Below are 26820 nucleotides of genomic sequence, written 5' to 3'. Positions count from 1 at the left end.
TAAACAGAATTCTACTGCAATATATTTTTACAAAATGTAATTGTATAATCCCCTGATCCTAAATCCCTTTCAATGTTATGTTCCGATTTCCAATTCGTTTCGTCTATCTGTAATGTAGCGCTTGTATTAGCTGGTACCGAAATCTGTAAAAAGACTTGTTCATTTTCTACACGCCACTCAATTTTAATTTCCCCATAAGCTGTTTCACGTTTCACTTTAATCCATTCTATATTCGAATCAAAATGTGGTTGTAAATAAAAATGTTTATATGCAGGTTTTGTTTCATCCACTTCTAATCCAACAATATATCGGTATATCCATTCAACGATAGAGCCATATGCGTAATGATTATAAGAATTCATACTATCATTCCAAAGTGTTCCATCCTCTTTCACGCCATCCCAATGTTCCCAAATCGTTGTGGCACCTTTTTTCACTTGGTATAACCATGATGGATAATCTTCATGAAATAGAAGCTTACAAGCAAGGTCATGACGGTTAAACTTGCTTAATATTAAATTTAAATAAGGTGTTCCTATAAAACCAGTTGTTAAATGATTTTTACTTTCTTTTAAAAGCTCAATTAACCGATTAAATACTTTCTCCATCACATCATCTTTCACTAGTTCAAAAAGAAGTACTAATATGTGGGCTGTTTGGGTATTCGAAATTAGCCTACCATTTGGTGTAACGAATTCATTTTGAAACGCTTGGACAATATTTGCATGTAATTCTTTATAAAACGTAGCATCTGTTTTTTTACCTAAAATCTCAGCAATTTTTTGTACAAGCGCTGTTGAATATGCATAAAAAGCCGTCGCAATAAAATACTTGTCTGTTCCGCCTTCATATACATCGGGTTTCGTATCTAATGCAAGCCAATCCCCTAAATGATAGCCTGTATCCCATAAATACTCGTTCTCACCTTGTGAACGTATGTAATCTATATACCTCTTCATACTGTCGTATTGTTCTTTTAAAATTGATACATCTCCGTAATGCAAATAATGAACCCACGGACAAATAATTGCTGCATCGCCCCAACCACCAGAAGTATCTAAATCAAAATCTTCTCTTTTCCCAAAAGCATCTGGAATAACTAAAGGCACAGCTCCATTAACATTTTGATCTAATGATAAATCTTGGAGCCACTTTTTAAAGAACGATTGTACATTCATAATTTGCGTAGCTGTCCCAATGAACATTTGTGCATCTCCTGTCCATCCAAGTCGATCATCTCGCTGCGGACAATCTGTTGGCACATCAAAAAAATTCCCTCTTTGAGACCATTCCACATTATGATGAAGTTGATTGATTAATGGATTAGACGTTTCAAATTCAGTTACTTTTTCCATATCTGTATGTAATACAATTCCTTCAAAATCTGCTATTTGAGGCGGCTGGGTTAATCCACTTATTTTCACATATCTAAAGCCTTGATATGTAAAATGAGGTTCAAACGTTTCTTCTTGCTCTCCTTTTGCTATATACACTATTTTTTGTTTTGCCTTTCGGAGATTTCCAGCGTAAAAATTACCGTCTTTATTCAATATTTCAGCATGATGCAATTCTATCTTTTGGCCAATATAAACGTGACGGACTGTAAATTGAACCCAACCTACCATATTTTGCCCCATATCAATGAGCCATTCGTGATTCGGTAGTTTTGAAATAGAAATCGGTTTTATAATTTTCATTTTACGAATTGATTTATTTTCCTGCGCAACAATTATTTGTTTAGAATGCTCAAGTACTTCAACATCTTCTAGCTCTTGCCCACTTTCTTCTAGCCTAGCATCGTATACTTCACCTTCATAAATTTCTGAGTACAAAATTGGGCTTGAAGTTACCTTCCATGTTTCATCCGTTACAATTTTTTCTTTCGTTCCATCTTCATACGTTATATGTAATTGAGCAATTATTGCTCGTCTTCTCCCGTAATAATTACGTACATGATGTACGGTAATCGGCCCTTTATACCAGCCATTACCTACCAGTACAGAAATATCATTTTGCCCAATCTTTAATAAATGTGTTATATCATACGTTTGATATAATACTCTCTTATCATAACTTGTCCAACCAGGAGTAAAATAACAATCTCCAATACGCTCACCATTTATAGAAGACTCATATACCCCTAAACTTGTGATATATAAACGTGCTGTTTTAACTACTTTTTTAATAGTAATATTTTTATTAAAAGACATAACCTGCGTTCGCTCTTTTTTCGCAGTAATCCACTTTCCGTTCCAACTATCTTGCTCTTGTAACCCAGTCTCCCAAAATGCTACTTTAGACCAAGATGATTCTTCTCCGTAATTATCCCATGCCTTTACTCGGTAATAATAACGCGTCTCTGCTCTGTATGAAAATGAATTGATTGGTATATGTAAACTTTGATCTGTTTCTACTTTTTGCGAATCAAACATTATAATCTCAAAATCTCTATCCTTCGCAACCTGCAATTGATAAGAAAGTTGTTTTACATTTCGGTTACTCGATTCAAGCTGCCAACTCATTTTAACAACTTTTGAATCTATACCTATCGGATTTTTTTTATTATCGCAAAGTACTCTCTTTATTGTTAGCACACTTCTTCACCATCTTTTCTAAATCTTAATTTAAATTAATTATAATAAAAATAAAATTCTAAATAAATAATAATTTCATTCATTCTTACAAAATTATTAACTTTCCACATTTATAAAGGTTTTTATTTTATATTACCGAAAGTATAGTGCGGTAGAACAAAATTTATATTTGGAGGTTAGAAGTATGTCTAAAATTGAAACTCCTGTTATGACTTCTTTACAAACAACGGTTGAAAAAATGATGAAGGATTTACATGTTCCTGGTTGTGCTGTAGCTGTTATAAAAGATGGTGAAGTTATTATTTCAGAAGGTTTCGGCTATCGTAATATAGAGACAAAAGAGGCTGTTACACCGAATACTCGGTTCGCAATTGGTTCCTCAACGAAAGCTTTTGGCACACTTTCATTAAGTTTATTAGCGCAGCAAACAAAGTTTAATTGGGATACTCCTGTCCAGACTTATATACCTAACTTCTCTTTATCAGAATTACTTGCTAGCTCACAAGTTACAGGACGAGACTTAGCTTCTCATCGCACTGGGGTAAGTCGTCATGATGCTCTTTGGTACAGCTCTTCTTTAACTCGAAAAGATATAGTAGAAAAAATAAAACATTTATCACTTGATGCTCCGTTCCGTACAGCATTTCTTTATAACAACTTAATGTATGCGACAATTAGTTATATTGTAGAAAACATTACGAATCAAACATGGGAACAATATGTTACAGAACATATTTTAGAGCCTTTAAATATGGATCAAACAAACTTCTCTGTAACAGATTCACAAAATACAGATAATTACGCTTTACCTTACGTTGAAAATGAGGGTGAAATAAAAGAAGTTCCATTCCGTAATATTAATACAGTTGGCGCTGCTGGATGTATTAATTCTACAATTGAAGATATGGCAAATTGGGTACTTCTTCACTTAAACAAAGGGAAATTTGGAGATCATGAACTAATTTCCCCTGGATTATTACAACAACTGTTTACACCACATAATTCAATTCCAGATCAACCAGCTTTATCACTTCCTGAATCTCCATTAAATAGTTATGGGCTTGGTTGGTTTATTAGCGCTTATCGTGGTTATAAAATGATTCATCACGGCGGTAATATCGATGGATTTTCAGCGTTTGTTTCATTTATGCCAAATGAAAATGTAGGTCTTGTTATATTAACGAATGCTGGAGGTACATTACTTCCTATTTATCTAGCAAACCAAATTTACGACGAACTACTCGGATTAGAGTCCATCGACTGGCATAAACGTGCTGTAGAAGATAGTGAAAATATGAAGGAAATGATGAAAGAAGCAACCGAATCCATCCCTGAACAAACGAAAGGGACTACACCTTCTCACAAGTTAGAGGACTACACTGGTACGTTTGAACATCCTGCTTATGGGACATTACAAGTAAACAAACAAGATGATTCGTTAAATGTACAATTTATGGAGATGGATATTCAATTAAGGCATCATCATTACGACGTATTCTCCGCACCAATTGACTTGTTCCAAACAAAAATGAATCTATTATTTGCATATGAAATGAATGTGAGTGGCGAATTCCCATCTCTTCAATTGCATGTACCTGCAATGCTAAGTACTCAACCTCTTACATTCACTAAAATTAAATAGTTAATTTAATAGAGGGAAGCTTTCGCTTCCCTCTATTTTTCATCATTCCCCCCTACTTTCCACTATGCTTTAATATAAAATTCCCCATTTCAATTGCTAAATCTTCACTTTGAGGATACACACCTACGTTATCTCCATAAGCGTGTCCTAAACCTCGATAAAGGACTGTTTCGGTATCCACTCCTCTATTAGTTAATTTAGCTGCATAAGCTAAACATTCTATCATTAGGAAATCATGCTCTCCTACTGTAATAAATGTACTTGGATAATCTGGTGATACATCAACATATGGGCTTAAATACTTAGAATTAATTTCTTTCGTACCAAGTACTTCCGACATACCTCCAACCATTGAATGCATAATTTTAAGCATTTTTTCTAATCCTTTTTTATACTTTGGAGCAATTTCATATTTATCTATACTCCAAGAATAAAATTCATCTTCAAAGTCACACATATTAAGTGTTGGATATAGAAGTAGCTGTCCTTTAACAAGATTTTTACCCTCTTCCATATTTTTAGTCGTACAATATTGCGTTAAGTTACCTCCAGCACTATCACCCGCAACAAAGATATTACTCTTATCGCCGCCCAATGTGTCAGCATTCTCATAAATCCACTTTAAAGTGGTATAACAGTCTGTATGCCCAGTTGGAAAAGGATTTTCCGGAGCTAATCGATAATCAACAGAAACGGCTAGTATATCTGTTTTCTCAACTATCAATTTCACAAGCTCTTCAACCACATCTGGGGATCCCGCCATAAATCCGCCACCATGAATAAAGTATAGAATTGGTGCATTCTCTCGTTTTGAACTACTATTATAAATTCTTATCGGAATATCAAATCCATCTTCAGCTTTCACTGTTTGATGCATAATATTAATATCTTGAGTGACAATGGGAACACTTTTAATCGCATTAAATTGTTTCCGCATATTCTTTACTGATTTTTCAGAAGCATCCATTTTCATCATATTTTTAGGCATAAATCTCATTACATTCAATTGAACCTTCATATCCTTATAAAGACGTGGATCCATAGCACCTTTTTCATCACAATCTGGTATGTTTTTTACTAAGATTTTTGCTCCCTGTAAGTTAATCTTCTCTTGTTTTTCTTGTATTTTTTCTAAAAGGGTTAAGTCATACTTTCTAGTCATCCAGTATTCATCCTCTCTTTTTTTAAGCGTTTTCATTTTTAAGGATTATATAAATCCCCTTTAAACCTTACTTCATCTGTTATTATTAAATTAAAAAAGTTCCATGTACAAAATGTAACATGGAACTTTTTTTTATTGTTGTTCATATTTGATTAAATTATTGTCATTTTTTGATATGAATTTCTTCCTATACTGTAATGGTGTATATCCATATTTATCTTTAAACTGTGAAATAAACGATTTTATATTTGGAAATCCGTGTTTTACTGCTATATCTTGTACAGAACTTGTACTTCTAATAATATCTTCATAAGCCTTATAAAGCCTATACCTCGTTAAAAAAGTGGTAAAATTTGATCCAAACGATTTTTTGAACATGCGTGAAAAGTGTTCTTCACTTACAAAAAAATGTTTAGCCACATCTTTCAGTTTCAGTTCTTCATTATAATGTTTGTAAATATACGTAATCATTTCCTTCTGTTTATTTCCAAGTTAAAAATTATTGTCTATATTCTCTCCAGCTTTGCAATACCGCAATAAAATATAAACGATTTCATAAATTAAACTATTAATTTTTATATAACTTAAATCATCCGAATGTATGACTAACTCTTTTAATTCATAAAATATTTGCCTAAGATCCGTTTTCTGAACGGTGGATTCCACTATATTGAATCTATATTTATCAAAATCTTCATTTACCTCTTTAAGAAATTCATACGAAATAATTAACATCATTACTGCACAACTTGTATTCTCTATTTTTTCAAATTCATGAACATCTCCACTATTTACAAAAATAAATTCGCCAGCAGATACTTTCTTTTTTTGCCCATTCACATACAAAAATACTTCTCCATTAACTACTAAGCTAATTTCAATACTTCTATGCCAGTGAGGAGGAATATAATAGTGAAAATCAGTAGGAAACATCGTATCTTCTATGTATTCAACCATTCCTGGAATTCTATCACGTAATTTTATTTCTTCATATTTACCTTGCCTGACTTTCAATAACCCACCCCCTTTTTTTATTATAATGGAAACGTCAAGTTTCTCCTTATAGATAAAGGCGAAGGAATGTCTGGAATTGGTATACAACCGCATATACATATCCCGTGGACCCCGGAACATATACAAGAAGATGTAGATTTAAAGTTAGCATTACAACTGCTTCAAAACGAAGAATGGTAAAAAATAAAGGTAGATGTGAATCACACCTACCTTTTCTATTTCATATCAATCTTTTCTGGTTGAAACCAAATTGGCTTTAATAACTCAAAGTTTTTATGATCCTCTAAAACGATAGTAAGGCGTTCTAACGTATCATCTAACATATGTGGTGCTGCTCGTAATGACCAGACAACTGATGAGAAAACCGTCATACCAACATATACCGCATATAAATTCCAGAACTCCTCTGGTATTTTCCCATTAAAGTAGCCTTCTATTTGTCCGATTGAATAAGGAATACTAATGTCTCTTGCAAACAGTGCAATCTTTACGAAATCATGAAGTGGGTCGCCCCAGTCATAGCCATTAAAATCAACAACACCTACATATTTCCCATCTCGCACAATTATATTTTCTAAATGAAAATCATCGTGTTGAAATCGATTTGGGCGGTTCTTTACATATATTTCATTTTCATCTATAAACTTTATGATTTTATCATCATTTTTTATTTTTATTCCACATGTTTTATATGCCTCTACATATTTTTGGTGTTTTTTCATTGCTCTTTCATACCATGGAAGAATATCCTCAGGAGCTTCATATGTATGCATTTTTGCTAAATCTTTTCCTGCCTCTATACCAATTTCATATTGTTCTTTTGGTGAGTACGTAGGCAATAGTTTCTTCGCACCTTCCCCTTCTATATATGAGAAAATACTATATACACCTTCTTCTTCCAATATACCTATTTCAATCGGCCTTTGTGTCTGTACGTTACGTTTTACCATTTCATTTAAAATTTGAAATTCGATTTTCCTTCTTTCATACTCTTGTATATCGCCAATCCGTAACAAATATTTTTCATTATCAATTGTCGTAACTATATATTTCTTATCAGGAGAGAAACCTTTAGAAATTTCTTCAATATTAACTGCATCTTTTACTATCTGTATATTGTTTTGCCATGCTGTAATAGTTTTCATTTTTATTCCCCTTATATTTCTACATTTGGTCTATACGCTACTTCTATATGAATAGCTTGTTATCTAGGCCATAACATCCTTACGATTTCCTCGTCTACTTCCTTAAAATACATTTCACTTTCTCCCGTACTATATGATACTATATTTACCTTTCTTCATCCAATTATGGAAAAAGCATATCATAAAAAGAAATGGACTCCTCTAATTTGCTACCCCAAATTCAATATGATGAATACCAGCTCGAAGTATATTCATATTAAGAATACGCCCCTTGTACTACTTGCACAATTTCCATCGGTGTATTGACCATATAATCTGGTGCATCTTTTTTCACTGTTTCAATAACATCATACCCCCAAGATACCCAAATTACGTTCACCCCGGCCTTTTTACATGCTGCTACATCTCGCTGTTCGTCACCAACGTATAACATATCTTTCTCTGTTATCTTTTTGGATTTTAAAAACCTTTTTATCATTTTATCTTTCCCAAACAAATTTTTTGAACAATACACTTCTTGAATGTTTTCTATATCATTATTGTGTAAAAATGCCCGAATATGCTCTTCTGAGTTCGATGATATGACTGCAATTCCATAGCCTTTTTTATGTAGTTCATCTAATACATCCTTCATCCCATGGAACAAAATGAGATCTTTTATAGCAGGTTGATACAATTTATAAAACTCTAGTGCTAATATCGGTAGTTTATACAGTGGTACATCGAGTTGTTTACATCGCTCTGTCATCGTTAATTTACGTAAATACTCAATTTCTTCTTCCCTTACCGTTTTATACCCGTGCTTTTCAGCAAGTTGATTATAAATTGGTACAAATATATTTTGTGAATCCACTAATGTGCCATCAAAGTCAAAAACAATATACTTTTGCATTCCCATACTCCCTTTGCTTCTTTTTTCTAAACCTATCTTATTCAACAACATAGTTGTCTTACCCTTCTACAAAAATAAAAAAGAACAAGATTTTCTCTTGTTCTTTTTAAGAAAGCCATTTTGGCGGTACATTCGTATTCCAATAAATATTTCCTAATTCATGGTGTCCAGAGTACCCATCATCAAAACGGTGATAGTGGAAATTAAAATAATAACCATCTTGCGGTGGATGATCCCTTCTTACATGAAATCGCAATAAGTCATCTCCTGATTTCGTGTCATACACATGAAAAATCTTTTCATTATTTCCGCCAGCTGGCCTTTGAGAAATCGCTAATGATTGTAATGACTCCTCTGGTACATCACTTGCAAGCTCAGCAATTGCCTCTTCAATTTTCGGTAATATTACATCTTTAAACTCATCTTCAATTACTGGACCAATTTTAGTGCCAAACTTTTGCATCGACTGCTTCTCTGCTTCTTGCATTGCGTACGTAATAAAAGTATCTGTGGTTAACCTGTCATTCGTTTCTTCATATGTATAGGACGTACTCTCCAAATTTTGTTGCCCAGCTGTGCTCGTAGGCTTGTCCGCAGCTTTGGCATTATCAAGCAGTATGGAAGGAGGCGTCACTAAACCAAATGTAAATACGGTAATTAATGCGACTAAGGTTTTTCTAAACCAATTTGGCATGTATGTTCCCTCCCCTTTCACTCATTATGTTTTATATAACGGTTGTTCCTTCTATTATACAAAATGATTGTAATTTTTGCACTTTACAATTTTGTTAACGTTCACATATTTTTCACTTGAATATGAAATTGTAAGATTTCATACAATATAAATACAACAACAATGAGGAGGCAATCAGATGACTTTAGATGTCATGTATTCCGCCGCAAGCATACTCGTTTTAGTATATTTTCTTTATCAATGTGTAACAGATTAAAAAAGAGCCGTTTTTAGGCTCTTTTTCTACGGTAAAAATACAATCCAACCAATCCATACTATAAAAATAACCCCGGCAATTACAGCTGGTAATAAATAAAAATGAGAAAGGATCACTATTCCATACAAAAGTAGTACCGGAAGTAATAAATAGCGATCTGCCTTCCATCTTAACAATAGTAATTTTCCTTCATCACAATATAAATGAAGAAACATTTTTTTCGTAAATTCATTCCAATAATCGCGCGCATAACGAGAAATTCCAACTAAAGCAAATGCAAGAATAATAGCTGCAATCCACCTCGGACTCATGATAATACTAACAGTACTTATACAAACAATTTGAATATAAAATATTCGTGCACTACTTGTACGGAAAAATTCTTTTAAAAAGGATTCAACAATACGAGATTCCTTTTTCTTTCCTAAAAACTTTTTAGAACGCGGAAACATCCACGGTTTTTTATTTGAACTACTCGGTTTAGCTGTATGACCACCAACTTGCATAATCCTACTCGTCCAGCGCATACTCTCTTCTTTCTCTTTCTCAATTTCTTTAAAAAAGCAATTTTTATAATTTCGTTTTTCTTTTATCAATACGATAATTAGAAAAATTGCTAGACCGATACTTGGTATAGAATAAAATGGATTTTTATAAATAAGAAACAGACTCAATCCAAAAAAGGATAGACTTATAGAAGATATTACATTTTTTATAATCCAGAGTAGCCATCGTTTCCCCACTCGTACATGAATAAATCTCGTTAATAACGACAACATAAATCGAAATACTGTAAAGAATAACCAAAATAATACGACTTGTATCTTCGTCACTCCGATACTTTTCATCAACACTGGTAACATAGCAACTACTACCACTACATTCGTTATCGCTATTCGAATAAACGTATATGTCATACCGTACTGCATTAACTTTTGCATGTGAGCAGGGTACGAAATTAAAAACAAACTATCCGCTTGTTCAAAAAATGAGCGAACTCCTCTTGAATATGTAATCACATAAAATACAAGTAGACCTAATCCGAAATAAACGGTCTCCCCCATCGATAATTCTTCTATCCATAGTGAACGATAATAAATTCCTATAAATATAAGTGCTGGGATAATAATATATAGTGCAACTGTCCAATCAGTTATAGAACGTATGGACTTCCATTTACGCCCCATTTCATGGCGCAATCTTTTATAAAATTGTTGTTTAATCATGCTGTTCACGCCTAACGATTACATCAAAACAGTCTAACAATGAACTACCTGGCATTTCAGCTAACTTTTGAATAGATTCTAAATGTCCATCTGCGACTAATGTACCTTGTGAAATGAGTAAAAATCTCTCACAAATTCTTTCAGCTGTATCTAATACGTGCGTACAAAGTAAGATTCCTGCGCCGCGTTCTTTCTCTTTATATAAATAACTTAAAAACTCTTTCGTAGCTACTGGATCTAAGCCGATAAAAGGTTCATCAATGATATAAAAATCTGGTTCAGTTAAAAACGCCAAAATGAGCATCGATTTTTGTTTCATTCCTTTTGAAAACTTTGATAAATACTCATGTTTATGTTTATCCATTCGAAACATATGTAATAATTCTTCAGCTTTCCTTTCCCAGCTTCCTCCCTCATTCTCGCGAGCAGCCATTAATAGTTCAATATGTTCCCAGAGCGTTAAATAATCATAATATGTCGGATGCTCCGGCACATATGCATAAGGGTTCTTTTTTTCACCGAATGATATTTCACCATTCATATTTACAAGTAAACCTAGCATTGTTTTAATCGTCGTACTCTTCCCAGCACCATTCGCACCAATAAGTGCAACTAATTCACCTTTTTCAATCGAAAAGGCAATATCATGAATTGTCTTTTCCCCTATATCATATCCGGCAGAACGGATATTCACGTCTAACATACATTCCCCTTCTTTCCATTTCTAATACAATCAAGGAAAAGAATAACATATAACTATCTATATATCATTATAAAATATTCATTTTCATAGCAGGAATAAATATCTTTTAGTAGAATACTTAATGTTTGATTACATTTTATTGGAGTGGATAATATGTCCTTTCATATACGTGAAGCTACGATAGACGATATAGATGCACTTTGTTCTTTAACGACAGAATTAAAAGGTTCCTCTATTTCCTATGAAGATATGAACAACCGATTACAATTCGTACAAATGAGTCCCTTTGATTTTTTATATGTTTATGAGGAAGAAGACACTATATTTGGATTACTTGGGTTTCGTATACGTGAAAATTTAGAAGATATAACTCGTTATGGGGAAATTTCAATTATTAGCGTTGATTCTACAATACGGCGGAAAGGCATTGGACAAGTATTAATGGATTATGCAGAACAATTAGCCAAAAAACATAATTGCATTGGTACATGGCTAGTTAGTGGAACAAATAGAGTAGAAGCACATCCTTTTTACAAAAAATTAGGATATGAAGTGAATGGATATCGATTTGTAAAACATTTTTAAACTATTTATAAATGGAAAGGACTAAAAAATATGACAAACATCGAAGCTATTTTTATTGATCGTGACGGTACAATTGGTGGTGATACTACAATACATTATCCAGGTTCTTTTACATTATTTCCTTTTACAAAAGCAGCTCTGCAAAAACTAAAAGCTCAAAATATAAAAATCTTCTCTTTCACAAACCAGCCAGGTATCGCAGACGGGATAGCGACTGTTGCTGATTTTGCAAAAGAATTAAAAGGGTTCGGCTTTGATGATATTTACATATGTCCTCATAAACACGGTGATGGTTGTGAATGCCGCAAACCAAGTACAGGTATGCTGCTACAAGCAGCCGAAAAACATGGGCTTGATTTAACAAAATGCGCTGTAATTGGTGATCGCTGGACTGATATCGTTGCAGGAGCAACAGTACATGCAACGACGATATTAGTTCGAACAGGCGCTGGATATGATGCTTTACATACGTACCGAGACAAATGGGCACATATTGAACCAAACTACATTGCAGAAAACTTTGAAGATGCTACAAATTGGGTTTTAAATCAACTATAATACAAATTAAAAGAGACGTTTTCACAATAAAAACGTCTCTTTTAATCTTATATTTCTTTAAAATGTTAATTCATAATGGAAATAACGATTATCTCTCAAATAACCATTTTCAGCGTATAATCGCTGCGCTGATAAATTATCGATTTCCGTTTGTAATTTTACACCTTTTGCACCATTTTCTAAGGCAAATTCTTTAGCAGCTTCTAGTAATTTTTTACCTGTTCCTGCTCCGCGCTTAGTGGCTTGTACAAACAGATCATTTAATATCCATAATTCCTTCATCGAAATGGAAGAAAATGATGGATATAATTGTGTGAATCCAATATATTCACCGTCTTCAACTGCCACGAAAATAACGGATTCTTTTCTCTCGATTCGATTTCGTAAAAATACTTTTGCTCCTTCTAGATCGGAATCTTGTCTATAAAACATACGATAGTTATTAAAAACTGATGCTAGTCCATCTAAATCTGCAATTGTTGCCTCATATATTCTCATTTTACTCCATTCCCCTTCCAATACTGTCTCATTATATCTGTTGCCCATTTAGGCTGTACAATTTCTTCTTTCGGCATAAACTCTTTCATTATCGGCTTTATATCCAATATAGGGGTGCCATCAATAGCATCTAACCCCTCAACAATAATTGATTTACCTTCTCTTTTGATCACCTTTACAATTGTGGATCCTATGCGATTCGGACGATTTTTCCCGCGCTGTGCAAAAATGCCTACTATAGGATAATCATTATTATTTCTAGGATGTCTAGCAAAATATTGAATTTGTTCATCAGCTACTTTATGAAAGTAAAAAACAACTTCAATGTGAGAAAAATCTTCAATCCCTTGTATACTTTCTTCTGTATACGTTTCAGTTAAAGTAATATAGGATATTACTTCTCCCCACTCATCGTCTTTTATTTCCTTTCTTTCATTATGTACAAATGCGATTGGTTGAACTGAAAACATACGCATTCCCCCTTAAATGTAACCACTTACATTATAAAATATTTTCTGAATGTTTTCCACAAACACGAATTAGGTTACATAATATAATTATAATCTATTTTGTAAAGCGAAATTAACAGCTTCAACTGCATGTATATGAGCTGTGTCAAATATCGGAATAGATACGTCTTCCTGCTTTATTAATAATCCTATTTCTGTACAACCTAATATGATTCCTTGCGCCCCTTCTTGTACTAGCTCTTCTATAACTCTTTTGTAATACTCTCTAGATTGAGATGTTATCTTTCCTAAACACAATTCTGTATATATTACTTCGTTTAGCTTATCTCTATCCTTTTTTGATGGAACCATTACTTTTATATGATTTTCTTCTATGCGTAATTTATAAAAGTCTTGCTCCATTGTATATTTAGTTCCAAGTAAACCAACCTTTTGAATATCTTTCCTTTTAATTTCTTTTGCAGTTGCATCAGCGATATGTAAGACTGGAATATGAATATTCTCCTTTATTTTCTCAACTACTTTATGCATTGTATTTGTGCAAATAATAATAAAATCTGCTCCTCCTCTCTGTAACGAATATGCTGCATTTCCTAATATTTCTCCTGCTCCATCCCAATCTCCGCTAGACTGGAATCGTTCAATCTCTTCAAAGTCTACACTATTAATCATACATTTTGCTGAATGTAATCCTCCTAACCTCTCTTTTATTTCTTCATTTATGATTCGATAATATTCAGAAGTTGATTCCCAACTCATGCCACCAATTAAACCTATTGTTTTCATTACACAACACCCACCTTATACTGTTTTTTAAAACTAATCACAACATTTTATTATGTATATTATACATAATAAAACAAGACTTTACGTTTTTAATATAAAGTCTTGTTTTAACTATTTCCAAGGAAATTTTATAAGAATATTCTGAAATTAATTATCTAATGTTTTTATAGAATCTTCATATTGATAATGAAAACACTCTCGATACAACTGTTTAATTTCATCATATGATGGCACACGTGGATTATTTGCTGGACTTCCACTTTCAATTGCATCTGATGCCATTTTAGAAATAGCTTTTTCAAATTCAACTTCACCAATTCCGTATTCTTTTAAGTTTGGAATTCGGAGATCAAAACAAAGTTTTTTTATTTCCCTCAGCGTGTAGTCTGCTACTTCTTCATCACAATAGGAATACAAATCTTTATTTAAACAACGTCCAATTTTCGCTAGTCTTTTTACTGCATTAACTTTTGTATATTCTAAAACTGTAGGTAATAGTATTGCATTCGATATTCCGTGTGGCACATGAAATAACGCTCCTACTGGCCTGGACATTCCATGAACTAGAGTAACAGATGCATTTGAAAATGCGATTCCAGCTTGTAAGGACGCAATCATCATCGCTTCTCTTGCCTCCATATTCTCTCCATCTTCATATGCAATACGTAAATATTTCATAATACTTTCAATTGCGGAAAGTGCAAGTACATCGGTAAGTGATTGTGAAACTTTAGAAATATATGCTTCGACTGCATGACATAATGCATCTATCCCTGTTGCTGCTGTAATATGCGGTGGTACCGAACGTGTTAAAATTGGGTCAATAATCGCTACTTGTGGGGTGAAATTTGGATGCTTCATCATCATTTTTACATCTGTTCGTTTATTCGTAATTACTGCTACACTTGTTACTTCCGATCCAGTACCAGAAGTTGTTGGGATTGCAATAAGTGGTAGCGGATCATTGTCTATTTCCATATTCTTTTGGACGTAATCTTCCACTTCTCCACCATTTGTATATAACACCGCAACTGCTTTCGCAGCATCGATACAACTTCCACCACCAATACCGATAATAAAATCACACTGTCCTTCTTTACAAAGAGTTAACGCTTCTAACACGTGTATATTGGTAGGCTCAGCATTTACTTTATTATATGTAATAACAGTTATACCTTTCGTACTTAATTGTTGTATACACCTCTCAACATATCCTAAATCCTCCATAATTGTATCCGTAACTATAAACGCTCTTTTCCCCAACTTCTTAGATTGTTCCCCCAGCTTTTCAAGCGAATTTCTTCCATATAATACAGACTTCGGCATACGAAACTCAGCAACTTCTTGCAAGTACTCCACCCCTTCTTACCCTAATTAATGTTTTAATTTATAAAATATCGACTTAATAAATTCCTGTTACTGTATAGAATGCAATAACTAAAAATACAGCAACCGTTTTCAAAATTGTAATAGCAAAAATATCTTTATATGACTGTTTATGTGTTAAACCTGTTACTGTAAGAATAGTAATAATTGCTCCGTTATGTGGTAATGTATCCATTCCTCCTGATGCCATTGATACGATGCGGTGCATTACTTCTAATGGAATATCAAATTGATTGGCCGCTGCAATAAACTTATCTCCCATTGCACTTAAAACGATCCCCATTCCTCCTGATGCAGAACCTGTAATTCCAGCTAAAATATTCGTCGTGACTGCTCCATTCACTAGAGGATTTGTGAATGTGGCAGAAATACCATCTCTCATAATCGCAAATCCTGGAAGTGCTGCGATTACACCACCGAATCCAAACTCAGCTCCTGTATTCATCGTTGCAAGTAACGCTCCACCAATACTTGTATTCAATCCAGCTTGAAACCCTGTTACTACTCGTTTCCAATATAATAATAACGTTGTTACAATACCTATAATAAGTGCCAATTCTACTGACCAAATTCCAACTACTGCACTTAATTCTACTTTTCCAAATGCTTTCATACCAATTGCAGAAAAATCAAAACCATTTGGATACCACTTCGGTATCATAATAGTAAATACCTTATTCATTACACCTACTAAAATAAGTGGTATAAAAGCAATCACTTGCTGAACTCTTGTAATTTCAATGCTTTTCAGTAATGGCATATCTTTTTGTTCTACTTGCACTTGCAAAGAAGCTGCCATTTCAGTATCCCCATCGTTAAAACCAAAATACCCTTCTCCTGCTGCCTTCGCCTTCTTACGTCTACTCTCTAAATATAATAATCCTAACGTGAGTACAAAAATTGCCCCTACAATACCAAGTATCGGCGCAGCATAAATGTCTGTTTTAAAAAACGTTGTAGGAATCACGTTTTGAATTTGTGGTGATCCAGGTAGCGCATCCATTGTAAACGTGACCGCTCCAAGTACAATCGTTCCAGGGATTAAACGCTTCGGAATATTCGCTTGTCGAAACAGCTTAGCTGCGAACGGATATACAGCAAACACTACTACGTACACACTAACGCCACTATACGTTAAGATCGCACCCATTAATACAATCGCTAAAATCGTACGTTTTTCACCAACTAACTCTATAATTGTCTTTGCAATCGAGTCTGCAATTCCTGACATTTCTACTACTTTCCCAAATATTGCCCCAAGTAAAAATACAGGGAAATATAGTTTAATAAAACCTACCATTTTCTCCATAAAAATATTCGAAAAGAAAGGTAATACAAAACTAGGCTCTGTCAAAAATACCGCAAATAATGCAAATATCGGTGCAAATAAAATAACAGAAAACCCTTTATATGCTACAAACATTAGTAAACTAAGTGCTAATAATATAATAACTAGCTCCAATTATACCCCTCCTTTAAACAGAAAATTCAAACTTTTATAGATGGATTTCTACTAATCTTTTGATTCTGACATCCCTCCTCTTATTCATACAAATTTTTCATGCTAAAAATGTCTAATTATACATATTCGATTACATATGAAAAATCCCTTTAAACAAATACGATTTGATCATCATACGTTATAAAGGGATTTTTAGTCTCTATATTTACTTCTTTACTAAACTATTTTCTAAACAAAAATGATGTAGTTCTTTTACATCCTTTACTATATGAGTCGCACCAACTTCAGTCAATTCTGTTTTACTACCATAACCGTATAAAACGCCAATTAAAGGAATTCCATTATGATTCGCACCGATTATATCGTGCTTTCTATCTCCAATCATAACAATGTCTTCTTTATTAAGTTCTTTATTAAGTTCTTTATTTGTTTGTAAAATATGAGAAATAATTTCTTCTTTTTTTATTCTCGTACCATCTAAATTACTTCCAATAATACCTTCGAAATAATTCGTTAGTTGAAAATGTTCTATAACTTGTTCAGCAAATACAGTAGGTTTTGAAGTTGCAATAAATAAACGATTTCCGGTATCTTTTAATTCTTTTAAGAGACTTGGAATACCCTCGTAAACATTATTTTCTAACAATCCACGCTGCTGTAAATACTCTCTAAAATAAAAAACAGCTCGTTCAACCTCTCCTTCATTCATATTGTATCTCTCTACGAATGATTGCTGGATGGGTGGACCAATAAATGAATCTAACTCGCTTACATGTAATTCTTCAATTCCAAGCTTCTTTAATGCATACAATACTGAATTTACAATTCCTTCTTTCGGATCCGTCAATGTTCCATCTAAATCAAATAGAAATGTTGTATACAAATTTAATCCCCCCGCTCCTATTTACTTTACATATTATATGGAAGGCTTTTCATGCCCACCTTTTACTATACTACCATTATTTATCTTTTCTAAAAATTTTTTCTTCTATGTCACATACTTTCCGTTACAAAGTGTAATCGATATGATAAAGTAAAAAATTACAATTATTTTAACGCATTATCCGAAAGAAATCTCCTTCCTGGGGCGTGTGAAAGACGATAGTCTAGCGGTAGGTGGGAGATGAATTTTGATTTGGCGTAGCCAAACATTTGGTTTTCCTATTTATTTCGCCCCTGATATAATCAATCTTATAAGAGGTAAAGTTTGGTATAACAATGAAAGTAAATAATAATCATGTAGTGTTCAGGTCGTGGGATCACCGTCATAGCTTACGGGAAATGAAGCGAAAAGTGAGGTGAATGTATATGACAAAGCGGAATAAGGCGTATAAATTTCATCTGTATCCAACAGAAGTACAAGCACATCTCATACGCAAAACCTTCGGGTGTGTACGTTTTGTGTATAACAAAATGTTAGCTGAACGAAAAGAAGTATATGAAAAATATAAAGAGAACAAGGGAGAACTGAAGAAACAAAAATTCCCTACTCCTGCAAAATATAAGACAGAGTATGAATGGTTGAAAGAAGTTGATTCATTGGCATTGGCCAACGCGCAATTAAACTTGCAAACTGCGTATAAGAATTTTTTTAGTGGTCAAAGTGATTTTCCTACATTCAAAAGTAAAAAGAGTAGAAAATCCTATACAACGAATCGAGTAAACGGAAATATTATGTTATTTCATGGTTATATCAAATTACCAAAGTTGAAAATGGTGAAACTGAAGCAACATAGAGAAATCCCGCCAAAACATATCATCAAATCGTGCACAATTTCGATGACACCAACTGGTAAATACTATGTGTCCATCTTGACTGAATATGAAAAAGAGATTGTACAAAAAGAAGTACAAAGTGTAGTTGGATTAGACTTCGCAATGGCTGAATTGTACGTGAGTAGCGAAGATGAGAAAGCCAATTATCCTCGCTTTTATCGTCAGATGTTAGAGAAATTAGCGAAGGCACAACGAGTATTAGCAAGACGTGTGAAAGGTTCAGAGCGCTGGAATAAACAACGCATTCGTGTAGCGAAATTGCATGAAAAGGTCGCCAATCAACGTAAAAATTTTCTTCATCATAAGTCTAAAGAATTAGCTACGAGTTTTGACGTTGTAGCAATCGAAGACTTACATGTGAAAGGAATGTCACGAGCATTTAGATTTGGTAAGAGTGTAGCGGATAATGGTTGGGGGATGTTCACGACATTTTTAGCATATAAGCTACAAGAACAAGGAAAACAGCTTGTAAAAATAGATAAATGGTTTCCTTCTACAAAGATGTGTAGTAATTGTGGAAATAAAAAAGAAATGCCATTATGTGAACGCACGTATGCGTGTTTGTGTGGACTCACAATTGGCCGTGATTATAATGCAGCGATCAATATCAAAAAGGAAGCCATCCGCTTATTAGTGTTGGCATAAATAGTAACAAAATAACCTTTGGAACAAGGGAGTTAGCTCGGCTGTCCTAGGACAAATTCGTTAGCTATCAAAAGTAGCGATGAACCGAGAAGCCCCCACTTCAAGTGAGCTCGTAAGAGGTACTAAGTGGTGGGTAGTTCACTAGAAACTGGTGAATTAGTCCTCAATTAAAACATAGGTGGGATAAAAAATGACTATACAAACAGAGCAAGATATAATTCGCTTAATTGAAAACGACGAATGGATGATGAACGTATTACAAATGGCAAAATCACTAAATTTACCTGATTGGTGGATTTGTGCCGGGTTTGTTCGCTCTAAAATTTGGGATACTTTACATAACTATGAAGCTAAAACAGCTATGCCTGATGTTGATGTGATTTATTATGATAGTCTACAAAAAGATGAGATATACGAACAATCATTAGAAACGAAATTAAAGAATATTGATGCTACGATCCCTTGGTCGGTAAAGAATCAAGCTCGTATGCATGTAGTGAATAATATGCCACAGTACTCTTCTTCTGTTGATGCTATTTCTAAATTCCCTGAAACAGCAACGGCTTTAGGGGTTACATTAGACGAAAAAAACAAAGTTATATTAACAGCTCCGTGTGGTATTGAAGATGTTCTTTCCTTACAAGTGAGACCAACAGCTCATTTTCTTGAATCAAAAGAACGTATACATATGTACAAAAACAGAGTTATTAAAAAGAATTGGCAAAACAAATGGCCTAATATTACAATTACCTATCCCAAAATGTAAGAAAGGGGGCTTCGCATTATACGAAGCTCCCTTTCTATTTTATTTCAAAAACTGAATGACTATTTCAGCAAAACGATCTGCTTCCTCATAATGCGGTGTATGACCACTCTCTTCGAATACAATATAATCCCCATTTTGGGCATCTTTATTAAACGTATCAATCTGTTTTTCACAAGTTACTGCATCGTATTTTCCTACAATTAATAACATTGGATTTTCTATTTCTTTTATTTTTTGTAATAATGAAGTATGAACTGCTCCTTCTACTTTTAATCTATCAAAATGAATTTTGGAGCGATTTGAAAATACTTCCCACTCTTCATCACTATATAAACTCTCGTCTGTCACATCTTCCTTATAATTGTAAATCTCCATTCTATTTTCTTCTAATTCATTGCTTAGTCTTATATAAGCTTCTAGCAACTCTTCTGAACTCGCATTGCTAGATGAATAAGCAAGGGACTCTTCTGCTACTTTTTCTTTTCCAAACTTTTTTAATACCTTCCCCGTCTTTTGTAACAAGGCCCTACTTGTTAACGCAAAATCAAAAGTTGGCCCTTCGAATATTATTTTCTCTATTGAACTTGGATATATCGACGCATATAACAATGCTACATATCCACCGAAAGAATGTCCAATTACAGACCACTTTTCAATTTGTAATGCTTTTCTTAGTTCCTCACAGTCTTCAATCAAATCATGTAATCCAAAAGCTTCGTCCTCAGTAATTTCTTCTGAGCGACAAACACCTCTTTGATCTATCATCATTACATATAAAGAATCTTTTAAACGTTCCGCTTGATGAAATGAAAAATCATAGCAACTTTCTCCCGGTCCACCATGCAAGTATAAGACCGGCTTATTTTTAGGATTTCCATGCGTTTCAACGTATAGCTTTTTCCCTCTAATGTTCATGTATTTCCCTGCTTCTATCAAATTCACCATAAAAACCAGCACCTTTTTACTGAATATTATAACATTTCATTTTAAATAATCCCTATTACATTTAAAAAGACGATGATTATTGCGAGTGGTGCTACAAATCGAAGTAAGAAAGCCCAACAAATAAATACTGTCTTTCCATAATTTCCACCTACAAAAAACTCTGCTTCAAGCACCTTCTTTTCCATTTTGAATGAAACGAAAATACTTATAAATAGTGCTCCAAGTGGCATTAATATATTACTAGATAAGAAGTCTACTGCATCAAAAATATTCTTTCCAAAAATCGTAATATCACTCCATACTCCAAATGATAACGCTGATGGTATACCTACTAAGAAAATGCCGAAACCAATCATCCATGATAATTTCGTTCTCTTTTCTTGTTCACCATTTGCAAACGCTGAAACAACTGTCTCTAGTAAAGAAAATGCCGATGTTAATGTCGCAAATGTAAATAGTGCAAGAAATACTGTTAAGAAAAATCCTCCGAATGGAATTTGACTAAATACAGATGGTAATACGATAAATAACAACCCAGGCCCTTCTGTCGGCTCCATTCCTAATGAAAATACGGCCGGAAAAATAGCAAGACCCGCAAATAATGAAACAAATAAATTCAATCCAACAATTGTTATTGCTGATTTTGGTAAACTTTCTTTTTTATTTAAATACGAGCTATAGGTAACCATAATCGAAATTCCGATACTAATCGCAAAAAATGATTGTCCCATCGCGAATAAAATACTTTCTGAAGTAATCTTTGAGAAGTCTGGTTGTAAGAAAAACTTCACACCTTGTATTGCATTATCAAGTGTTAATGAACGAATAATAAGAGCAACAAATAAAACGAACAATGCTGGCAACATATATTTACTTGCTTTTTCAATTCCATTTTGTACACCCTTTGATACAACCCAAATCGTAATGAACATAAAAGCGAAATGTCCTATAATCGCCCAAGCGGGATTTCCAATTGTTTCAGTAAATAATGCACCGTAATTCTGTCCCGGAGTAATCAGTTGTCCAGTTACTCCTCTGAATAAATAAATTAATACCCATCCACCTACAACACTATAAAACGAAAGTAGTATAAAACAAGTTCCAACGCCAAGACGTCCAATCCAGTGCCATCCTGTATTTGGTGCGATACTTTTAAATGCTCCAACTGCTTGTTTCTGCGTACTGCGCCCAATCATAAATTCAGCTATAAGTAGTGGTAGCCCAATTAATACAGTAAATAATATAAAGATTAAAAAGAATGCTCCTCCCCCGCTCTTCCCAGCGATATAAGGAAACTTCCATATTGCGCCTAGTCCAATTGCTGATCCTGCTGCAGCCATTATAAAACCTAATTTCGAAGTCCATTGCTCCGTCTGTTTCATCTTATTTTCCTCCTATTAATATCTTTTTATATAAATAATTAAATTTTATAAACCAATCTGAATAAACCCTCCATTTCTATTTCTATAAAATAAAAAATGGCTCAACGTCTCTATATAAAGAGACGCTAAGCCATTTACTTAACGCGGTACCACCCTTATTGATTCCATTATGAATCCACCTTAGTAGTAATCGTTTGATTACAAACCTAATATCGAAGGTTAACCGTTAAGATTTACTAAGAATGTGATTCCGTTCCACCTTACTGCTCCTAGGCGAGTTCAGGATGTCATTTGACTATGTCACACCAACCCATAGCTCTCTGTACAAATATACGACCTTACTACTCCTATTCAACACAATTAAATATTTAGAATATATTTTCTTTTGAAATTAATATGAAGTATATCGGTTATATTTGTAACTGTCAAGGGATATATTAAAATTTGATAAAAAAGTGCTGAGTTTTATGAACTAAAAAATCCGTTGTACTACAAAATAGCACAACGGATACATTTTCTTCCCCCTATTATTAAGGGATAAGTCTTGTACAGTCCCTTGGAAAAGCACTCGCCTCTCGTACATTTGTTAATTCTAATAGTTTGTATACAACTCTCTCTAATCCAATTCCAAAACCACCGTGCGGAGGACAACCGTATCGGAATGTATTTAAATAAGATTGAAATTTATCTGGATGTAATCCTTTTTCTTTAAAAGAAGCAAGTAACATTTCATAATCATGAATTCGCTGTGCCCCTGAAGTTATTTCTAGCCCTTTATATAGTAAGTCGAACGAATCAGTAATAGATGGATTCTCATGATTCGGCATCGTATACATCGGTCTAGCTTCTTTTGGATAATGTGTAACGAAAACTAACTCACTCTTATATGTTTCCTTCACATATTTGCCTAGTAGCTTTTCACCTTCTGTATCTAAATCCCCAATTGGCGATTCTTTCCGGTATTTACTTTTTAAAATTTCTTGCGCTTGTAACAATGTAATTTTTGGTATTTCTGTAATAACAGGTACTTCTATTTGTAATAGTTGTAGTTCTTTTTCACAATTTTTTGCTACTTGTTGAAACATATATCGTAAAACATTCGTTTCTAATTGCATCACTTCATAAAAATCATGAATAAATCCAAGTTCTACGTCTAACGATATATATTCATTCAAATGACGGGAAGAATTGTGATGTTCCGCCCTGTAAACAGGTGCAACTTCAAAAACACGTTCTAACCCTCCAGCTACCATCATCTGTTTATAAAACTGTGGTGATTGTGCTAAATAAGCTTCTTTTTGAAAGTATGGAACTTTAAAAACATTCGCTCCTCCTTCTGCCCCTTGTGAAACAATTTTCGGAGTAAATATACGTGTGAAATCGTTCTCTATAAGAAATTCACTAAAGCTCTGAACAAGTGTAGATTTCACTTTAAATATCGCCGCGGTTCTCTCATGTCTTAATGATAATACCCGCTCATTCAGTAGTTGATCTAAGCCAACTTGCAATTTCTTTTTATTTATTTCAAATGGAAGTGGTTCTGCGCCATTTAATATTTTCACTTCACGAGCAAGCACTTCCACCCCTAATTCTGTTTTCGAAGTCTCTACTATTTGACCAACTACTTGCACGACACTTTCCACATCTACTTTAAATCCAGCTAACTCATTTTCTAAGACACATTGCATAACTCCTGATCGATCCCTTATTAATAAAAAACTAACATTACCTAGATGACGAATCTTTTTTACCCATCCTTGAAGTAATACAACCTTCCCGCTTTGCTTTGTACATTCTTTCGTGAGTGAACGCTTCATTATTGACTCCATTACTTTTCCCTCCAGTAATTTTATATTGATTTACGTTATTATTGTTGTCATCGTCATCATCCACGGTCACTCACCTCCTTTCAAAGAATACAAAAATCCGCCCCTATAAATAGGGACGGATTTTTCCGCGGTACCACCCAAATTGTCATAATGACCATCTTAGCCCTGATAACGGTAGGTACCGTTTGCTTTTACTAATTATCACGTTCAAAGCAACACTCACAGGTGTCTTTCCATCATGCGGTATCGCAATCTTCTCAGCAACCGATTGCTCTCTGTAGACCTTTGCATCATGTAATTTTCCTAATCATCACTTTTTATATTTACAGAGTATTCTATCTCTTTAGTTTATAAAACGCAAGCCTTTTTAAATATATTTTCATTTTTTATATCCAATTTTGTACAATCTCCTCTAAAGCCATTCCACGTGAGCCTTTTAATAATACAACATCATTTTCCGTTATTACTTTTAATACTTCCTCTGCTATTTTGGTCTTATTATTAAATGACTGTACTTTTCCTGTATCATATTTCTTTCTTGCTTCTTCCGCTAGAATTTCAGCTAACTTTCCATAAGTAAATACATATTGAATGCTCTCTTCATTTAACATTTTACCAATTTCTCTATGATATGTTTCAGCATTCTTCCCTAGCTCCAACATATCCCCAATTACTATCATTTTTTTCTTATAGGCATTTAATGTCTGTAACGTTTCAATTGCAGCCTTCATTGAAGAGGGACTAGCATTCCACGCATCGTCAATAATTGTAAAACCTGTTTTGGCAGTTAAAAATTGAAAGCGCATTTGGGGAATATTTACTTGCCGCAATGCTTCCTGTATTTTTTCTGTAGAGATATTGTAAAATTGACCTACGGCGATTCCGACAATTGTATTTAAAATATTATGTTTTCCATGCAGGGGAACATCGTACTTTATTTTTGAATCATTTAATTTAAAATGAACACCATATTCATCTAATTGCACGTTTGTTGGAAACAAATCATTTGTATACTTTTCACCAAATTTCTTACAATTTATACTCAATAGATTCTTATTTTTCAAAAGCAATGGTTCATCACCATTATACAAACATAATCCTTCATCTTTTAATCCATCAATAATTTCTAATTTAGCCTTCGCAATCTCTTCTCTTGATCCAAGCGTTTCTAAGTGAGACTGGCCAATCATTGTAATGATCGCTACATCCGGCTTTGCTATTATCGATAAGTTTCTAATTTGTCCTTTTTCACTCATCCCCATTTCAAGTATTAAAAACTCTGTATCTCGTTTCATCTCTAAAATTGTTAATGGTAAACCGATTTGACTATTAAAATTCCCCTTTGTTTTATGCACACGATAAGTTGTACTTAAAATCGTGCTTATAATATCTTTTACTGTTGTCTTGCCATTACTACCAGTAACTCCGATTACTTTTACATTTAGCTCTGCTCGATAAAATTGTGCCAATTGTTGTAAAGCCAACAAAGTGTCATCTACAAATATAATTGGCATCCCTTTTGGCGGAGTACCATAAGGCTTTTTCCATAAGGAAGCGACAGCTCCATTATCAATTGCCTCTTTCACATAATCATGTCCATCTTTCACTCTAATAATTGGGACAAATAAATTTCCTTTCTTAATTTTCTTGGAGTCAATGCAGATACCTTGTATCTCTATATTGTGAAATGATTCTTGTAACCCTTCACCATCTATTACCTCTTCAAGTTTTTTCAAATTCATCTGAATCAAAGTATCACCCTTTTTCCATTTTATTACATAAAAATTGTATTTTTTTCGCATATTAATTAACAAATTTAAAGCGAGGTGTGTATATGAAAAAAACAATAAGTTTCTTTCTCCTTTTGTTATGCCTAATCGTAGTAAATGAAACGTACGCCTATTCTCCAAAAGCTTTACCAATCTCACAAAACTCTGATCAATGGCAAGTGAATATTGATGAACCGAAAAAAATAAGCAAAAAGACGCTTCAAGCTAAAAAAGATGAATTTCAAACATATCAATTTTCAGTAAAAAATGTTGGAAACAGTGAAGTATATAACGTACAAGTCGAAGTATTCCGCAACGAGCCAAAAACGCAAACGAAATATGAACTATTCTCCTTAAAAGAAAGTCGTTTAGCAAGTGGAAAAACTGGATTTAGACATGCTAATTTTCCAGTTGCTACAAAAGCAGATGTAGTTGATGTAATCATTACTTGGCAAGAACACCCTTTCCGCTCCATGAGAAACGGTCAAAAAGTTGAGTCTAGAAAATTTAAAGAGCATTTTGTTTTTAAAGACGAAAAAAATAAATAGAATGTGGATACATTCACACTACCATTCATTTAGCTACCTTTACTAGTACCAGTTCATAAGCAAATTAAAAAGTCGTGGCTTATAAAT

General features: G+C 33.7%; 23 protein-coding genes, 3 pseudogenes and 2 other annotated features. Of the genes and pseudogenes, 7 read left to right on the top strand and 19 right to left on the bottom strand.

Features of this window, described 5'->3' with window-relative positions; genetic code table 11:
- Window positions 1-11: 11 nt before the first annotated feature.
- Window positions 12-2594 (bottom strand): alpha-L-rhamnosidase, encoded by a 2583-nt coding sequence (locus tag MHB74_RS10940; RefSeq protein WP_061679529.1) that lies wholly within the window; start codon window positions 2592-2594, stop codon window positions 12-14.
- Between the two features lie 184 nt (window positions 2595-2778).
- Here MHB74_RS10940 and MHB74_RS10935 point away from each other — a divergent pair, with 184 nt between their 5' ends.
- Complete coding sequence (locus MHB74_RS10935) at window positions 2779-4236, top strand: serine hydrolase (RefSeq protein WP_061679528.1); 1458 nt, start codon at window positions 2779-2781, stop codon at window positions 4234-4236.
- Window positions 4237-4288: 52 nt separating this feature from the next.
- Here MHB74_RS10935 and MHB74_RS10930 read toward each other — a convergent pair whose 3' ends face one another.
- Both MHB74_RS10930 and MHB74_RS10925 read right to left on the bottom strand, forming a co-directional pair.
- On the bottom strand, window positions 4289-5398 hold the full coding sequence (locus tag MHB74_RS10930) for an alpha/beta hydrolase (protein ID WP_061679543.1): 1110 nt from the start codon (window positions 5396-5398) through the stop codon (window positions 4289-4291).
- 132 nt (window positions 5399-5530) lie between these two features.
- Window positions 5531-6412 (bottom strand): annotated as a pseudogene (locus MHB74_RS10925) (AraC family transcriptional regulator).
- Between the two features lie 45 nt (window positions 6413-6457).
- Between MHB74_RS10925 and MHB74_RS10920 the strand changes: the two are divergent.
- Window positions 6458-6592, top strand: a pseudogene (locus MHB74_RS10920) (S41 family peptidase); the annotation flags it as partial.
- A 35-nt stretch (window positions 6593-6627) separates the two neighbouring features.
- Here the strand turns inward: MHB74_RS10920 and MHB74_RS10915 are convergent.
- The 6 genes and pseudogenes from MHB74_RS10915 to MHB74_RS10890 form a co-directional block, all read right to left on the bottom strand.
- Window positions 6628-7557 carry an aminoglycoside phosphotransferase family protein gene (locus MHB74_RS10915; protein ID WP_061679527.1) on the bottom strand — a complete coding sequence of 310 codons (930 nt, stop codon included), beginning with the start codon at window positions 7555-7557 and terminating at the stop codon, window positions 6628-6630.
- Window positions 7558-7619: 62 nt separating this feature from the next.
- Window positions 7620-7812: pseudogene (locus MHB74_RS10910) on the bottom strand (VOC family protein); the annotation flags it as partial.
- Window position 7813: 1 nt separating this feature from the next.
- Window positions 7814-8449, bottom strand: a complete 636-nt coding sequence (locus MHB74_RS10905) for an HAD family hydrolase (protein ID WP_061679542.1) — start codon at window positions 8447-8449, stop codon at window positions 7814-7816.
- Between the two features lie 106 nt (window positions 8450-8555).
- Window positions 8556-9143: a YpjP family protein gene (locus MHB74_RS10900; RefSeq protein ID WP_061679526.1), complete on the bottom strand. Its 588-nt coding sequence runs from the start codon at window positions 9141-9143 to the stop codon at window positions 8556-8558.
- A gap of 282 nt (window positions 9144-9425) precedes the next feature.
- Window positions 9426-10625 carry an ABC transporter permease gene (locus tag MHB74_RS10895; protein WP_061679525.1) on the bottom strand — a complete coding sequence of 400 codons (1200 nt, stop codon included), beginning with the start codon at window positions 10623-10625 and terminating at the stop codon, window positions 9426-9428.
- The gene (locus tag MHB74_RS10890) at window positions 10618-11328 is read right to left on the bottom strand and encodes an ABC transporter ATP-binding protein (RefSeq protein WP_061679524.1); all 711 of its coding nucleotides are present in this window, start codon (window positions 11326-11328) and stop codon (window positions 10618-10620) included. Before MHB74_RS10890 ends, MHB74_RS10895 begins: the two co-directional genes overlap by 8 nt.
- 153 nt (window positions 11329-11481) lie before the next feature.
- Here MHB74_RS10890 and MHB74_RS10885 point away from each other — a divergent pair, with 153 nt between their 5' ends.
- Window positions 11482-11913, top strand: coding sequence for a GNAT family N-acetyltransferase (locus tag MHB74_RS10885; RefSeq protein ID WP_061679523.1), 432 nt, complete (start codon window positions 11482-11484; stop codon window positions 11911-11913).
- Between the two features lie 30 nt (window positions 11914-11943).
- Window positions 11944-12471 (top strand): HAD-IIIA family hydrolase, encoded by a 528-nt coding sequence (locus MHB74_RS10880; RefSeq protein ID WP_061679522.1) that lies wholly within the window; start codon window positions 11944-11946, stop codon window positions 12469-12471.
- 57 nt (window positions 12472-12528) lie between these two features.
- Here MHB74_RS10880 and MHB74_RS10875 read toward each other — a convergent pair whose 3' ends face one another.
- The 6 genes from MHB74_RS10875 to MHB74_RS10850 form a co-directional block, all read right to left on the bottom strand.
- Window positions 12529-12969 carry a GNAT family N-acetyltransferase gene (locus MHB74_RS10875; RefSeq protein ID WP_061679521.1) on the bottom strand — a complete coding sequence of 147 codons (441 nt, stop codon included), beginning with the start codon at window positions 12967-12969 and terminating at the stop codon, window positions 12529-12531.
- On the bottom strand, window positions 12966-13439 hold the full coding sequence (locus MHB74_RS10870) for an SAM-dependent methyltransferase (protein ID WP_061679520.1): 474 nt from the start codon (window positions 13437-13439) through the stop codon (window positions 12966-12968). Before MHB74_RS10870 ends, MHB74_RS10875 begins: the two co-directional genes overlap by 4 nt.
- A gap of 87 nt (window positions 13440-13526) precedes the next feature.
- Window positions 13527-14225, bottom strand: coding sequence for an aspartate/glutamate racemase family protein (locus MHB74_RS10865; protein WP_061679519.1), 699 nt, complete (start codon window positions 14223-14225; stop codon window positions 13527-13529).
- Window positions 14226-14372: 147 nt separating this feature from the next.
- A complete protein-coding gene (eutG, locus tag MHB74_RS10860) occupies window positions 14373-15575 on the bottom strand; it encodes an alcohol dehydrogenase EutG (RefSeq protein WP_061679518.1) in 1203 nt (400 codons plus the stop codon).
- Between the two features lie 52 nt (window positions 15576-15627).
- Window positions 15628-17073, bottom strand: coding sequence for a GntP family permease (locus tag MHB74_RS10855; protein ID WP_061679517.1), 1446 nt, complete (start codon window positions 17071-17073; stop codon window positions 15628-15630).
- 205 nt (window positions 17074-17278) lie between these two features.
- Window positions 17279-17956, bottom strand: a complete 678-nt coding sequence (locus tag MHB74_RS10850; protein ID WP_061679516.1) for an HAD family hydrolase — start codon at window positions 17954-17956, stop codon at window positions 17279-17281.
- A 425-nt stretch (window positions 17957-18381) separates the two neighbouring features.
- Between MHB74_RS10850 and MHB74_RS10845 the strand changes: the two genes are divergently transcribed.
- Window positions 18382-19494 carry an RNA-guided endonuclease TnpB family protein gene (locus MHB74_RS10845; protein ID WP_412783791.1) on the top strand — a complete coding sequence of 371 codons (1113 nt, stop codon included), beginning with the start codon at window positions 18382-18384 and terminating at the stop codon, window positions 19492-19494.
- Between the two features lie 190 nt (window positions 19495-19684).
- Window positions 19685-20260, top strand: coding sequence for a nucleotidyltransferase family protein (locus MHB74_RS10840; protein WP_061679565.1), 576 nt, complete (start codon window positions 19685-19687; stop codon window positions 20258-20260).
- Between the two features lie 39 nt (window positions 20261-20299).
- Here the strand turns inward: MHB74_RS10840 and MHB74_RS10835 are convergent, their stop codons facing one another.
- The 4 genes from MHB74_RS10835 to MHB74_RS10820 form a co-directional block, all read right to left on the bottom strand.
- The gene (locus MHB74_RS10835; protein ID WP_081110372.1) at window positions 20300-21205 is read right to left on the bottom strand and encodes an alpha/beta fold hydrolase; all 906 of its coding nucleotides are present in this window, start codon (window positions 21203-21205) and stop codon (window positions 20300-20302) included.
- 41 nt (window positions 21206-21246) lie between these two features.
- Window positions 21247-22587, bottom strand: coding sequence for a sodium-dependent transporter (locus tag MHB74_RS10830; RefSeq protein ID WP_061679564.1), 1341 nt, complete (start codon window positions 22585-22587; stop codon window positions 21247-21249).
- A 115-nt stretch (window positions 22588-22702) separates the two neighbouring features.
- Window positions 22703-22951 (bottom strand) — a binding site (T-box leader).
- A gap of 166 nt (window positions 22952-23117) precedes the next feature.
- A complete protein-coding gene (gene aspS / locus MHB74_RS10825; RefSeq protein WP_061679563.1) occupies window positions 23118-24416 on the bottom strand; it encodes an aspartate--tRNA(Asn) ligase in 1299 nt (432 codons plus the stop codon).
- A 108-nt stretch (window positions 24417-24524) separates the two neighbouring features.
- Window positions 24525-24736: a binding site (T-box leader), on the bottom strand.
- 66 nt (window positions 24737-24802) lie between these two features.
- Window positions 24803-26158, bottom strand: a complete 1356-nt coding sequence (locus tag MHB74_RS10820) for a UDP-N-acetylmuramoyl-tripeptide--D-alanyl-D-alanine ligase (protein WP_061679566.1) — start codon at window positions 26156-26158, stop codon at window positions 24803-24805.
- Between the two features lie 92 nt (window positions 26159-26250).
- Between MHB74_RS10820 and MHB74_RS10815 the strand changes: the two genes are divergently transcribed.
- Entirely contained in the window at window positions 26251-26733 is a 483-nt protein-coding gene (locus MHB74_RS10815; RefSeq protein WP_061679562.1) for a hypothetical protein, read from the top strand.
- Window positions 26734-26820: the final 87 nt, after the last annotated feature.

It is taken from the genome of Bacillus sp. FSL K6-0069 (genome assembly GCF_038007785.1).
In the GTDB taxonomy this organism is placed as follows: Bacteria; Bacillota; Bacilli; order Bacillales; family Bacillaceae_G; genus Bacillus_A; species Bacillus_A mobilis.
This window is presented reverse-complemented; position numbering and strand designations above follow the sequence as displayed.

Bases quoted from the DNA above. Each gene is read 5' to 3' on its own strand.
- MHB74_RS10890 (WP_061679524.1), bottom strand. From the start codon at position 11,328: ATGTTAGACGTGAATATCCGTTCTGCCGGATATGATATAGGGGAAAAG.
- MHB74_RS10845 (WP_412783791.1), top strand. From the start codon at position 18,382: ATGACAAAGCGGAATAAGGCGTATAAATTTCATCTGTATCCAACAGAA.
- MHB74_RS10930 (WP_061679543.1), bottom strand. From the start codon at position 5,398: ATGACTAGAAAGTATGACTTAACCCTTTTAGAAAAAATACAAGAAAAA.
- MHB74_RS10865 (WP_061679519.1), bottom strand. From the start codon at position 14,225: ATGAAAACAATAGGTTTAATTGGTGGCATGAGTTGGGAATCAACTTCT.
- MHB74_RS10870 (WP_061679520.1), bottom strand. From the start codon at position 13,439: ATGTTTTCAGTTCAACCAATCGCATTTGTACATAATGAAAGAAAGGAA.
- MHB74_RS10935 (WP_061679528.1), top strand. From the start codon at position 2,779: ATGTCTAAAATTGAAACTCCTGTTATGACTTCTTTACAAACAACGGTT.
- MHB74_RS10875 (WP_061679521.1), bottom strand. From the start codon at position 12,969: ATGAGAATATATGAGGCAACAATTGCAGATTTAGATGGACTAGCATCA.
- MHB74_RS10895 (WP_061679525.1), bottom strand. From the start codon at position 10,625: ATGATTAAACAACAATTTTATAAAAGATTGCGCCATGAAATGGGGCGT.
- MHB74_RS10900 (WP_061679526.1), bottom strand. From the start codon at position 9,143: ATGCCAAATTGGTTTAGAAAAACCTTAGTCGCATTAATTACCGTATTT.
- MHB74_RS10820 (WP_061679566.1), bottom strand. From the start codon at position 26,158: ATGAATTTGAAAAAACTTGAAGAGGTAATAGATGGTGAAGGGTTACAA.
- MHB74_RS10915 (WP_061679527.1), bottom strand. From the start codon at position 7,557: ATGAAAACTATTACAGCATGGCAAAACAATATACAGATAGTAAAAGAT.
- MHB74_RS10815 (WP_061679562.1), top strand. From the start codon at position 26,251: ATGAAAAAAACAATAAGTTTCTTTCTCCTTTTGTTATGCCTAATCGTA.
- MHB74_RS10905 (WP_061679542.1), bottom strand. From the start codon at position 8,449: ATGCAAAAGTATATTGTTTTTGACTTTGATGGCACATTAGTGGATTCA.
- aspS (WP_061679563.1), bottom strand. From the start codon at position 24,416: ATGGAGTCAATAATGAAGCGTTCACTCACGAAAGAATGTACAAAGCAA.
- MHB74_RS10830 (WP_061679564.1), bottom strand. From the start codon at position 22,587: ATGAAACAGACGGAGCAATGGACTTCGAAATTAGGTTTTATAATGGCT.
- MHB74_RS10885 (WP_061679523.1), top strand. From the start codon at position 11,482: ATGTCCTTTCATATACGTGAAGCTACGATAGACGATATAGATGCACTT.
- MHB74_RS10840 (WP_061679565.1), top strand. From the start codon at position 19,685: ATGACTATACAAACAGAGCAAGATATAATTCGCTTAATTGAAAACGAC.
- MHB74_RS10835 (WP_081110372.1), bottom strand. From the start codon at position 21,205: ATGGTGAATTTGATAGAAGCAGGGAAATACATGAACATTAGAGGGAAA.
- MHB74_RS10880 (WP_061679522.1), top strand. From the start codon at position 11,944: ATGACAAACATCGAAGCTATTTTTATTGATCGTGACGGTACAATTGGT.